8 protein-coding genes are annotated in these 12499 nt (G+C 60.1%); all 8 read right to left on the reverse strand.

Going from position 1 to position 12499, the window contains the following annotated elements; all coding sequences use genetic code 11:
- Nucleotides 1-73 precede the first annotated feature (73 nt).
- On the reverse strand, nucleotides 74-592 hold the full coding sequence (locus ACZY0X_RS01590) for an arsenate reductase/protein-tyrosine-phosphatase family protein (protein ID WP_463768725.1): 519 nt from the start codon (nucleotides 590-592) through the stop codon (nucleotides 74-76).
- A gap of 115 nt (nucleotides 593-707) precedes the next feature.
- Nucleotides 708-2174, reverse strand: coding sequence for a sugar transferase (locus ACZY0X_RS01595; protein ID WP_463767850.1), 1467 nt, complete (start codon nucleotides 2172-2174; stop codon nucleotides 708-710).
- A 31-nt stretch (nucleotides 2175-2205) separates the two neighbouring features.
- Nucleotides 2206-4560: a UDP-glucuronate decarboxylase gene (locus tag ACZY0X_RS01600; protein WP_463767851.1), complete on the reverse strand. Its 2355-nt coding sequence runs from the start codon at nucleotides 4558-4560 to the stop codon at nucleotides 2206-2208.
- A gap of 929 nt (nucleotides 4561-5489) precedes the next feature.
- A complete protein-coding gene (locus ACZY0X_RS01605; RefSeq protein WP_463767852.1) occupies nucleotides 5490-6389 on the reverse strand; it encodes a hypothetical protein in 900 nt (299 codons plus the stop codon).
- A 506-nt stretch (nucleotides 6390-6895) separates the two neighbouring features.
- Nucleotides 6896-8194 (reverse strand): lipopolysaccharide biosynthesis protein, encoded by a 1299-nt coding sequence (locus ACZY0X_RS01610; RefSeq protein WP_463767853.1) that lies wholly within the window; start codon nucleotides 8192-8194, stop codon nucleotides 6896-6898.
- Nucleotides 8195-8377: 183 nt separating this feature from the next.
- Complete coding sequence (locus ACZY0X_RS01615; RefSeq protein ID WP_463767854.1) at nucleotides 8378-9358, reverse strand: NAD-dependent epimerase/dehydratase family protein; 981 nt, start codon at nucleotides 9356-9358, stop codon at nucleotides 8378-8380.
- A 106-nt stretch (nucleotides 9359-9464) separates the two neighbouring features.
- Nucleotides 9465-10754, reverse strand: coding sequence for a Gfo/Idh/MocA family protein (locus ACZY0X_RS01620; RefSeq protein WP_463767855.1), 1290 nt, complete (start codon nucleotides 10752-10754; stop codon nucleotides 9465-9467).
- Nucleotides 10755-10801: 47 nt separating this feature from the next.
- The gene (locus ACZY0X_RS01625; RefSeq protein WP_463767856.1) at nucleotides 10802-12292 is read right to left on the reverse strand and encodes a heparinase II/III domain-containing protein; all 1491 of its coding nucleotides are present in this window, start codon (nucleotides 12290-12292) and stop codon (nucleotides 10802-10804) included.
- Between the last annotated feature and the right edge of the window lie 207 nt (nucleotides 12293-12499).

Genomic DNA, 12499 nt, shown 5'->3' on the forward strand with positions numbered 1-12499 from the left:
CGCTCGAAACCTAGGCCGCCACAGACCTGTGATGCGTGGAAGCCTTCGGCATGGAGTCGCGAGTCCGCACGGATCAGCCGTGGCGGCAGAGTTCGAGTACTGGCGGCAGGAGATCGGCGATCATTGAACCCACCGTCGCGAAGACCTCTGCACTCTGACCGATGGGGTCGGCGACATCCGATGGGTCATGCGCGGCAAAATGCGAGCGAAGTGCTGCCATGTCTGCGACGGTTCGGGCACTGCCCTCAGAGACGAGACGAGAAGCTTCGATGAGAGTGAAGGTTTTGTGGAGTTGGCGTGGCGCAAGTTCCAGAACAACGTCGCGGTGCGCCGTCGTCATGGTCAGAACAAGATCGGCATCCGAGGCAATCTTGGGGGTGAGCCGCCGCGCCGCGAAACCCGATACGTCTCCACCCAACTTCTCGAGGACGAGGGCCGCATCGCGGTGAATCGGATGCGCGACCATAGCGCGCGTGCCAGCGCTGGATGCTGTGAAGTCCGCAAGCTGAATTCGAGCGGCGTACGCGGCGGCGAGTCGCTCCGCCGTCGGTGACCGGCAGATATTGCCAGTGCAGACAAACAGAACGTGCAGAGCAGACTCCTCGTTCGAGGCGGGCCGGTGATGCGATGCCGGCCGCGGTACCACCAAGACTGGCGTCCCGAAGCCGGACACGGCGAACTCCCACACTACGGGTTGCGCTACTACGTTAGTAGGCGCCCTTTCGAGCGAACACAACCTTTGGTGTTTGCAAAATGATTCGCATGTCCCACATCAGCGACCATGAACGGACATACACCGAGTCGAGATGCTGAAGGTCGGCATAAGACAGGTCGCTACGGCCACACACCTGCCAAAGGCCGGTGATTCCGGGCTTGACGTCGAGCCGTGCCAACGCCGCGCCGTCGAGGCGGTCGGACTCCTCGGTGGGCAGTGGCCGCGGACCAACCAAAGACATTTCGCCGCGAACAACGTTTATGAGTTGAGGCAGTTCGTCGAGGCTGGTCTTGCGGATGAAGGCGCCGACCCGGGTGACCCTTGGATCGTTCTCCATCTTGAACAGAGGCCCATCCACCTCATTCTGTTGCGCGACCATGTTGCGACGCTGCCATGCGTCAGCAGTCATCGAGCGGAACTTGAAGATCGAGAAAGGCTTGCCGGCTTGGCCGGTCCGTTCCTGACGGAAGAAGACAGGCCCGCGACTGTCGAGCTTGATCGCCGCCGCAATTATGAGCAACACGGGGCTCGCAATCAGTAGCGCGCATGTCGCGAGCGTGACGTCGATGACCCGCTTCATGATTCGTGCGCTCGGGCCCAACGACGCGGTGGGCAGGTGCATCAGGGTTAGGCCGTGCAACTCCTCGGCCTCGCTGCGCCAGTTGTGCAGTTCGAAGTAGCGCGGGATCTCCGATACCGGCACTTGGCCCTCGAGCTGGCGCAGCGCCTCGAGCACGATGGCGTCGCTAGTGTTGGGAAGGGCGACAATCACTCGGTCAATCTCATGCGCGGCACAGACGGTGGGCAGATCGGGGAGCCCACCGAGGACATCGGTGCCCGGCGCCACGTTGTCGTCAACATGTCCGACGACGAGCGTGTCGGGGCACCTTTGCAGCCTCGATGTCAATCGATCCGAGATCGGTCCCGTCCCGATCACCAGAATGCGGCTCACCGTCGGGTCGAACATCCGAACGACCAGTCGTCGTCCGAACGGAACCAACACAACGGCGGGGATTGTCATCGCCACCGCGGCTGTCAGTGTCATAGCTCGCCCACCACTGAGGGTGAGTGCATCGACGGCGAGTGCGAGCAATGAAGCGGTTGGCAGGCAACGCGCAATCACCGCAGCTCGCCACCACTCACTCGGCCGCAGCCGCGCGGCGGGGCGCCGGTACAGCCCGTGAAGATGGAGTGCCACCGCCATTGCGACCGTTGCGAGCGCGACTTCCCGGTAGCCAAGACTGCCCGCGCGCTCGGCGCTGATGTGACTGAGCGTCACCGCACCGAGAGCCGCGGAGGCCGTCAGCGTCACCAAATCGGCGATCTGCAGAAAATAACGATGCTGGAGACCGAGTTTCTGCGCCTGCCTGGTGTCGTTTTGAGGGAGTTCAGGTGCGGGCGCGGTGTGCCCGTCGGCTACGGCAGCCGCAGGACGCTTAGGAGGCATCTCGATGGTCACAGCGATTCCTTGTCGATGTGGGTGCGGGGGGTCACCAGCCGAATCCGAGCACGCGTAGTCCCGATCCGACGAAGTTGGCTTCGGGCAGGCAATTTCGGCCGTCCACAACGAGATCCCCGCGCATCACTCGACGCAGACCGGCAGGATCAATCTGGCGAAACTCCGGCCACTCCGTGGTCACGACAACCGCGTCCACCCTGTCGGCCGCCTCGTAGACATCACCTGCCAGCCGTATCGCCGCGTATTCCTCGGGCAGCGCTTTCACGACCGGGTCGAAGGCCGACACCACGGCTCCCGCGGCCAGTAGCCGCTTAGCGATGTCCAGGGCCGGAGCGTCGCGGAGATCGTCTGTCCCGGGCTTGAAAGTCAATCCCAGCACCGCAATTCGGCGGCCCTTCAAAACGTGGAGTTCGCGCTGAAGCTTGCGTACCGCGCTCGCCCGTTGCGCTTGGTTGATCTCGACCGTCGCTTGCAGCATCGAGGGTGTGTAGCCGTACTCCTCGCTCGACGAAATCAGCGCCGCGACATCCTTGCCGAAACATGAACCACCCCAACCGACACCGGGGCTCAGGAAGGCGTTTCCGACCCTGTGGTCGGCTCCGATCGCCGGGAGCACCTGACGAACGTCGGCACCGAACAGTTCGCACATCTGCGCCATCTCGTTGGCGAAGCTGATCTTGGTCGCCAGAAACGCATTCGCCGCGTACTTGATCATCTCCGCGGACGCGAGTTCAGTCGTGATCAGTGACGGCCGAACTCCACGCCGCCCACTGTCGAATGACTGGTCGAGCACTGGTTGATAGAGTTCAGCCACGCGACTGACGTCCTCGGATGCGCCCCCCAGCACGATGCGATCCGGATAGAGGAAGTCGTCGAGGGCGCAGCCCTCGCGGAGGAACTCCGGGTTGGAGACAACGTGGAAGGCCAGTTTCCGATTTCCCTCGAGGGCGTCCTCGAGAATCGTGCGGGTCCAGTTGCCTGACCCCACCGGCACGGTCGACTTGTTGACGATGACCGCGTCGGCGCGCAGGAACGGCGCCAGGCTCTCGATAGCACTTTCAAGCTGCGCGAGATCCGGTGACCCGTCAAGGCCCGGAGGTGTTCCTACGCAGAGGAACACGAAGTCAGCATCGGACAGCGCTTCAGCGGGGTTGTCCGTGAAGCTCAGCCGGCCGGACGACAGCGTCGCCTTGAGCATCTCCGGCAGACCCGGCTCGTGGAACGGTACCTGCCCGTCGTTGAGCTGCCCGGCACGGACCGAGTCGCTGTCCAGGCCGCACACGGAGTGACCGAGGAACGCCAGGCATGTCGAGGTGACCGCACCCACGTATCCAGTGCCGATGACCGCGACCCTGTGGCGCGGCTGCACATCCTCGGCCCGGAACCCAAGCGGCGCTGGCGATTCGCTGCGGGAAGCGTCGTCCGCGCGGTCGCGGAACCACGCGATGGTGTCCGATAGGCCGTCACGGATGTCGACCTTCGGTTCCCACTTCAATTCGGCACGTGCGAGTGTGATGTCTGGCTGCCGCTGTGACGGATCATCCTGAGGGCGTTCGGTGAACTCCACTGGAGACTCGGATCCAGTGAGTTCCCGAATGAACTCCGCCAACTCCAAGATCGTCATTTCGTGCGGATTGCCGATGTTGACCGGACCGGATAGGTCGGAGAACAACAACCGCAGCGCCCCCTCGACCAGGTCGTCGACGTGGCACACAGATCGCGTCTGACTTCCATCGCCCTGAACCGTTATTGGGGCGCCAGCCAACGCCTGGGTGACGAAGTTTGGGATCGCACGACCGTCGTTCGGACGCATCCGTGGGCCGTACGTGTTGAAGATCCGCATGATCGCAGTGTTGACGGTGTGCTTGTTCCGGTACGAGACGGTGAGCGCCTCGGCGAAGCGCTTAGCCTCGTCGTAGCAGGCCCGGGGTCCCACCGGATTGACATTGCCCCAGTAACTTTCGGGCTGGGGGTGAACGAGCGGATCACCGTACGTCTCCGAGGTCGACGCGAGCAGGTAGCGCGCGCCCTTCTCCTTGGCCAGGCCTAGCGTGTGCAGCGTTCCGAGCGAACCGGCCTTCAATGTCTGAATGGGAAGCTCGGCATAATCGACCGGTGAGGCCGGGGAGGCGAAGTGGAGTACGTAGTCGACGGGCCCAGGGATCGAGATGTAATCGCTGACATCGACCTTCATCAGCCGAAAACCGTTGCGCCCCTGTAGGTGGGAGACGTTCTCGGGTGAACCCGTAACGAAGTTGTCGAGACACAACACATCGATGTCTAGCGCTAACAGACGCTCCGCAAGGTGTGAGCCGACAAATCCCGCGCCGCCTGTCAGTACCGCTCGCTGCCGCATACGCCCCCTGCTCTCCGTGCATGAATACATGCGAATCGCCACAAGTCCGGGTGGCCCCGCTGCCGTCCCCACAGCCACTTCGCACCGTGGAGGCCTTGTGAGTCGGCCATCGCTGTGAGCAGAACCGTATCACCGACATGAATGCGCAACAAGGCGAATAGCGAACTCAAGCGGGACCGATTTTTGCGGCCTTTAGTATTGTTTACAACGATCTTGTGCAACAGCAAATGGCAGGTGTTCTCCTGCAAGTTCTTTCGTGCCTGGACATTTGCCGATGGTGTCAATTATTGTCGCGGCGGTTCATGCGCAGCAAACAATCATGCGCCTACTTCGTTTCGTTACGTTTGGTTCCTCAAGCTTGTAGACGGGGCGGCCCAGCGGCCATTCGTGAGCCGCGCAGAACATGACTCGGGTAGGACGCCCAGCCTGATCCATGCGACCGTTTCGCGCATCCGCCCGGCAGGCACGTGCGGCGCGATGGCGGTTCCCGCCCATGTCGTCGCTGACTTAGACGTTATTGCTGGCCGGCCAGCGGGGAGTCGCTTCGAGCCCGGAGCGCCCGACGAACGAGTTTGAAGGCATAGCGCCGAAACAATCGCGGCCCATGACCGCCATTTTGGGAGAGCGCAGGCCCTCGACCTGAAACCCGAGGAGACTCCCCCATTTGCGGTGCCGGCGCGGCGTTTGCGTCGCCGGGTGCGCCTCGTCGCGTCGGAACCCAAATGCCCGATCGCCCGTGACCTCTCCACGATGAACACACGACGTGCATACCGATGCCATCCCGGCCGCGCGGACAGACGCCACCGCCGCACCGTACGACCGCACGTCTGCGCTGGACCGCCGTTCCAAGGAACAACAACAGATTCAGAACCCAGGCCAACAGCAACAGTGAAGCAATTCAGAGATTAGTCCCGATACGCATAGGCACGCCATAACTAAGGCCGTAAGGCGTAGTCCGCCTACTCAGAAGCAAGCCCGTTCCCATGAGGGTGAGTTGAACCGGTGTGATGGCGAGAGCCATTTTTCGGGGCAAGTGGACTCAGGCGTTGCACTGCGACTTCCGGTGGCTGTGATTCGCCATGACTAGGGCCCTTTTTATTGACGAAATTCGGACTCATCATTATGCCGATCATTAGCCAAAAGGGAGGCCAAGCGGCAGGAAAGCTACCTAGCCACGCCAGTGCCAAAATCATGACCGCAATGGCTTTGAACGGTATCCGTGAACGCACCGCAAAGCCGAAAATTAACAGAAGATACGCAACCCCGACCACGCCGAACTCGAGCAATAAAACTGCAATCTGAGAGCTCGGATTGTTGCTTAGGGTAGCTGGAACATTTGTCTCATAATGGTTCCTGAGTTGGAAAACGCCCCCTAGGCTATGTCTGTAATAAACATCCACCGCTTCGCTCTGAAAAGAGCCTGCGCCATAGCCCAAGTAACCAGAGTCCACAAGACCGAGAGCGCCGACGGTCCCGTGTACTATTCGGTACGATGTGGTCGTATCCATAAGTGAAATTGGATCCTGGATCGCCAGCCTGAGGAGTTCAACTCCGCGTATCGATTGGGAGGGCAGCAGACTCATTATCATCACGGTGCTTGCCGCCACTACAAGCGCGATCAAACTGCGCCCTACCATTCCATATTTTATCGCAGGGCTAGTCAGCAAATAGACGCTGCCGATCACCGCTAAGCCAAGGTAGCCCGTGCCGGAGAACGAGATCAAAACCGAAGCAACAGCTGTAACAATTGGCCATTTTTCAGCCCGTAATCCCTGCTGCGTCAGGCGACGACGGGTAATCATGCACAGCGCGACTATAAATACCATTGTGAAACCGAAATCAGTCGCTTCGGGTGCCAAGCTAGACGTCCCACGACTATCGGACGAGAAAACGTTAGGGACTAGCGGAGTCACAACTGCGTAATAGATCGCTCCATCCACGTATCTGAGCACTCCAAACGTAAGCCAGACGGGGGTAGCGATCTTGAGTGCTCGCCACAGTGTGGCGGGGGTTAAGTACTGGCACGCAAGGAAAATCCCTGCACACAGCAGATAGGCCCCGGATCTCCGGAGATAGAGGGAAGGGTCGAAGCCTTCCCCCCCGTAGACATTCACCATGAAATAGCCAGCAAAGAACAAGAGAAGCCACTGGAACGGCGTGATCCGAACTCCGGTCCTCAGAGACCGCGCCCCGACCCAGAGCCAAGCCAGGATCCCGCCCCACGGTTGTATCTCCGAGGGTGTCGATATCGGACCGAGATTGATATACGGCAGCAAGCACGCAACCACGACAATGACGAGGGTTGGATCCAAACGCCGGTCCTCAGTGGCGCCCTCCAACTCTTCCGGCGTTCGTAGTCGAGTGTTCAACTGTCCGATCCCCCTTTAGTGTGTTCGCGCGCAGCGAAAAGCCTGACGGGCGACGACGGGAGGACTGGGTGAAGCCAGATGCCCAATTGGCGTCGCGCAATAACGATCATGGCCCCAAACGCTGCAACCGAATAGCCGACTTGTATCCACGCCAGCGCGGCGACACCGAGCGGAGCAATCACTAACATCGCAACAGCAGAAGCCCCTACAACGGCGACGAGGACTGCCAACACGCGCTTCTGACTGCCCGTCATCTTGAGAACCTCGTCGACTGGCCCACAAAGCGCCTCGAACGCTGTCCCAACAAGCAGGATCGTGAGGAGCGGTGCTGCCGCCTTAAGATCCGGGCCAAAAGCGATGCCCATAATGGAGTCTCCGGCTACGGCGCTTACCACTATCGCCAAACACGCGAGCGCAAACGCGACCGACGCCACTCGTCCGCATGTCTCCTTGATTGCGTTCACATCACCGCGGTCAAATGCGCGAACAATCGCAGGCCGCACGGCGAAACGCACAGCGGCAGTCACGGCACCAACTGCAACGGCCATTCGAGCTGCGGTACCTAGATAGCCAGCTTGTACGGGGGCCAGTAGGACGCCGGCGAGAAAGGTGGGCAGCCAAGCCCCAACATAAACGAGTGACCGCGCAACCGACAGCTGACTACCGACTTTCACTAAATGAAGCACCATCGTGGTTGTCGTCCATTTCGGACGAACTCGATATACCGCAAGCGAAACCGCCAGTAACGCCGTGACTGAACCAGCAACACACGTCACAACCGCCACGCCTCGAAACGAGGGAGTTTCTGCCAAAAAAATGTATGGCACTGTGGTCATCAGTAGGCTGAGGTTCATTGCCGGGTAGTAAAAGAACGATCCAAGCGCCTCGCAGCCTCCACCCAGCAGGATTTGGGAAGCGTTGAAGACGAGTCCGTTGGCAATCATGAAAGCCATAATGAAGAGGACCTGCGTGGACGTTGTTGAATCCAGCGGTAGCAGCCAAACGAGCAGAACACCCACCAACGCCACAAGCGTTGCACTTCCCAATGCGACGATAAGGGTCCCACCGGCCAGCGCCGCCACTTCATCGAGGCGTTCACGTTGAATGCGCTTGGGGGCTTCGCGCACGAATGTCTCAGACGCACCCAGTCCGAGCAATGTATACGTAGACCAGACAGCGCCCAGAACCAACATGTAGCGGCCGTAGTCATCCCCTGGGAGATGCCGCGCCAGGATTGCCAGCACCGCGAACTGGACGGCAATCGAACCGTAACGAAGTGCCACCGTCAGGAGCATCGAATGCTCGCCTCTGACTGCGTCAATCGTCGGTCCGGTTCGCTGCGCCGCGCCGCGCCGACTTTAGTCCACGACGTTATAAAGGTGGTCATCCAAATTAGCGAAGCGCTTCCGCCACAATTTTCGAGATAGCGCGTACTCATGCGCCACGGCCCAGTTTGGGTGACAGTTTGAGTAGCATTCTCACGGGGGCAGCAACCCGCCACATTCGTCTCGCCAGTCCGCAAATGCCTCAGGCAACGAATATTGCAGGGTGAAACCGAGGTCGGCGAGACGGTCGGCGCTGACATTCGTATCGAGGTACAACTTTTGGATACGCCTCGGGTGAATGCCGAACCGCGTTCCCATCGGATCCAATAGCGCAAAGGGCGCAGCGGCCGCCAATGCTGGGCGGTAGGGAATGGTGGCGGGCCGGCGATTCCATCCCCAGGCACTATTAATGGCCTCGACGACGTCGCGGACTGTCGTCGGCTCCGGGTACACGGCGTGGTATGTGTCATGCGGCCCGTCATCATCGATGAGCCGGATCAGAAGCCGAACTAAATCCTTGACGTAGATGCAACTCTTGACCGTGTCGTCGCGACCGATATAAACGAAGCGTCGTCGACTCAGGGCGTGGATCAGTCGCCGCATGTTGCCCTCATCGCCAGGGCCGAACACCACCCCGGGACGGACGATGCGCAGACGGCGCCCTGGTTTGGCCGCCTGCCATGCTCGCAGGATCTCCTCAGCCTGCAGCTTGCTGCCTCCATACGCCGTTTCGGGGTCGCCGAAATCGCTCTCCGAGCGCCGTTCGGGACCGGCGGAAAAAGCCATCATCGTGCTGGCGAAGATGATATTTCGCGCACCCGCCTGGTCCGCGGCCAGACAGAGGCGGCGCGTGGCCTCCGCGTTGTTGGAGTAATAGTCCCGCCAGGGGTAGCCGGGTTCCTTGCAGACCGCGGCGAGGTGCACGATGGTCGGAGGGCATTTTAGAGCGCCGAAGCCATCAACCGTGAGAGTCGTCAAATCACAACGAAGCGCGTCGGCGGCAGGCTCCACTGCTCGGTCAACACCCACGATAGGGCGGCCGATCTCGGCAAGGTGCGACACCAAAGCCCGACCGATGAAACCTGCACTCCCCGTGACCATAACCGCATCATCGACCCCCGTCACGGCAACCACAGAGCCATCATGACCACAAGTCCTCGGCTAATCACATGCACGCGGGATAAGCTCCACATCGACTCAGAAGACACTAAATCCGCCAATACGCCCATCTTCTTTGAAGTCATAGCCGCGACACAAGCCTTTCCAATGGCCGAGGTCCTGCACGACGCAGCGCCCGTCCCACAATGCGAGTGTCGGGAACCGGCCCGAGTGGCTCAAAAGTCGTGGTCGGCGATATCGCGATTCCGCCAGCGCCGGCGCCCTGCGTCAAAAGCGTGAGCTCATTCAGATGGAGAAGGAATTCGGGAGATAGATATTGCCGGCGTCCCTCTCGAATCTCCCGAGCCATCTCCGCAATCCCAACGAGTTTATCCTGCGCATAGACCTCACGGCGGCGCAGCCACTCTACGAGTCGTTGCTTTGTCGAAGACCGCATCTGCTGATCCTTCTCGACGGCCTCGGATTTCCAATTTCGCGTCAGTTCGACCCTTCTCCCGCCGACGCCGAACCAGCTACCGAGAGTCCGATGGGTTTGCAGCGTTTCGAGTTTGCGTGCCGTGAGGCTGGCCTTGCTGAAGCGCTCGACGCGCACTGGCGACCGGTAACGGCGGTAGCCCTCAACCGAAATCTCGCCCTCACGCCCGATCACACGCATGCTGTGGTCTCGCGGCGCCACTACGCTGCACGTGATCCGCGCGACTGCGCCGTCCGCGAACTGCAGGTTGGCTACCGAGTAATCCGGCGTACCGACCTTCGCCGGTAGGCCCTCGGCCTTGTGCTCGATGAGTTCACTGGAGAACGCCGTTATGGAGACGGCCGGCCCGAGCAGAGCACAGATCCAAATTAGGTGATAGCCCAAGTGCTCGTATGTGCATCCTTCGTGGATCTCTTCGTGCAACGGCCACGGCGCGCCAGTGCGACTCGAGACTCCGTCGAAGCCCATCAGATGAATAGGGCTATCGTCCAACTCGGCGTAGATCAACAATGGCTTACCAATGAGACCTTCTTCAACGGCCGATAAAATAGTGCGGGATGTATCACTGTAGATATTCGACGGCGCGCTATAGAGGCGAACACCTCGTTCTTCAGCAATCCTAAACAGTTCCCGCGACTGCTCCAGACTTTTGGTCAGCGGCTTCTCTGAGTAGACGTACTTTCCCGCCTCCAAGGCGAGGCGAGAGATCTCGTAATGCGAGCCGATGTTCGTCAGATTGACGATTGCCTCAACTTCGGGGTCTTCCAGCACATCTGTATAACTCTCGTACGCACGGAAGCCGTAGTAGGCAGATACCCGTTCCACACGCTCACGAGATTTGTCGAAGACTCCTGTTATCGTTAACTCTGGGTGCGCACGAATGGTCCGCATGTAGATGTCGAAAACGAATCCACACCCAATGATTGCAATTCTCATGTCAAATCAGTCTTTCGTCAACGGTATCTACACGCGTAGTCAAAGCTTCAGGAGATTGCTCGAACTTCCCATACGAGGCGCCCGGTTCTTTGGTCGCCGACCGGGTTCAGAATAACCGTAGTGGCCGGGCGGCTTTCGAGATAGCGACTGGACCACTCGCCACTTTCCACATCCACGATTCGTCCCTCGATCACCGATAATTCGACGGTAGTATCGCCCTCTTTGAATACAACGCTGTGGTCACCAAGATGAGCGAGCACCCAGTCATCCGACACCGTCAGCCTCACGAATGCGTCAGTGGCGTCACCGAACCACCCGTCCACTATCCGCAACGTGTCGGGACGAGCCTCGAGTCTGCGGTCTACTGCACTTCCGTCGCTCAGTTCCAGCCGTCCCCATACGCTTCCGCCCTCCTCCGAGGCGTTGCTCTCCACAAACTTCGCCTCGCTCATGTTGCCGACCCGAAAGCAGCCCGTGTACTCCACCGGCTCAACGCCTGCCCGGATCGGTCCGTTGTGACTCGAAGCTGAGCGTTCGAACGCCCGCCGCGGACCAGTGGAATACTGGTAGGTCCCCGGATCGACTACGAATCGCCTACTCGCGATATCGATTTCGACCGCCAGAAAGTCGGCGTGGCCGTGGCCTGGACACCAGCGCGGCCCGATTGGGCCAGCATCCATGAGAGCAAAAGCTGCCCCGGACTGCAATCGGGCGTAACCAGCGTTCGGCAGCAGCTCTAAGGGAGCGAAGTCGTGGTGCCCGGCGACGTGGCCCGCCTGCGGAACCTCACCGATCCAGCTGTCATTGAACAGCGCAATGTCACCGTCCGGATGGGTCATCAAGTGCCAGGCACGAACAGCCTTGGCGTGCAGGCTCTCCGCGATCTCGCGTGTCTCCGGCGACAGACATCCCGCCTTCGAGAAGACCTCCAGCGACATCACCGCTAGGCCTTGATACATAGCGGAACGCTCAGCGCTGAACCCATCGGAGAGGATGCACGCGTCCATGATTTTCCGGACCTCGCGGTCCAGTCGAATCCCTATTTTGTTGGGGGGAGAACTCACATAGCTGAAGTACATGCAGAGCGCGGCGAGATTCCGCTCGACATGGTTGTTCCTCAGTTCATGCTCCACGTTCGCAAGAAGGAAGCCCACGTTCCATCGGAGGAACGATTCGATGTCGTGGCGGAGGCCCTCCGGCAGGCCGCGGCCTTGCATGGCAACGACGTATCCGCTCAAGATTGCCAGGATGCGGTGCGAAACGCTGTAGGGGAACCAGTATGACGAGAAGCACCCTCGCACACCGAAATCCGAGGTTTCGCGGTACGAGGCAATTAAGCCTTGGGCCGCTTTCAAATAGTCGTCATTGGCAGCTGTCAGCATGGGACAGACAAACCCCATGTGCGCCAACTTCTGCCGCCAAAGGTGGAAGTCAGTTTCCACGTCGAGTTGGTGGTGCCAGTCGATAGATTCCACGTTGCCGAAATCCACTGTCCTGTTCAACAGCGTGAAGCGTCCTTTGGCGGCGTCGTCAATCATATCGACGTACTCATCGTGGTAAAAGACAGCCACCGAGCGCGCTAGGTCCGACGAGGAACCGTCACCTATACTGGTCAACGAATCTAGGAGCGGCACGGAAGACGCCACGCGCGCAACATAATTCGCGTATGCGACCGGACATTGCCGGGCTAGGAAATCACGGGCGACGCGCTTCACCCGATAGGCCGCCATTCTGGGTGTCACGCG

It is taken from the genome of Mycobacterium sp. IDUB_39 (assembly GCF_055419205.1).

What these genes read in the sequence shown, in the direction of transcription:
- ACZY0X_RS01600 (WP_463767851.1), bottom strand. Translation starts at nt 4,560, where the DNA reads ATGTATTCATGCACGGAGAGCAGGGGGCGTATGCGGCAGCGAGCGGTA.
- ACZY0X_RS01610 (WP_463767853.1), bottom strand. Translation starts at nt 8,194, where the DNA reads ATGCTCCTGACGGTGGCACTTCGTTACGGTTCGATTGCCGTCCAGTTC.
- ACZY0X_RS01620 (WP_463767855.1), bottom strand. Translation starts at nt 10,754, where the DNA reads ATGAGAATTGCAATCATTGGGTGTGGATTCGTTTTCGACATCTACATG.
- ACZY0X_RS01625 (WP_463767856.1), bottom strand. Translation starts at nt 12,292, where the DNA reads ATGATTGACGACGCCGCCAAAGGACGCTTCACGCTGTTGAACAGGACA.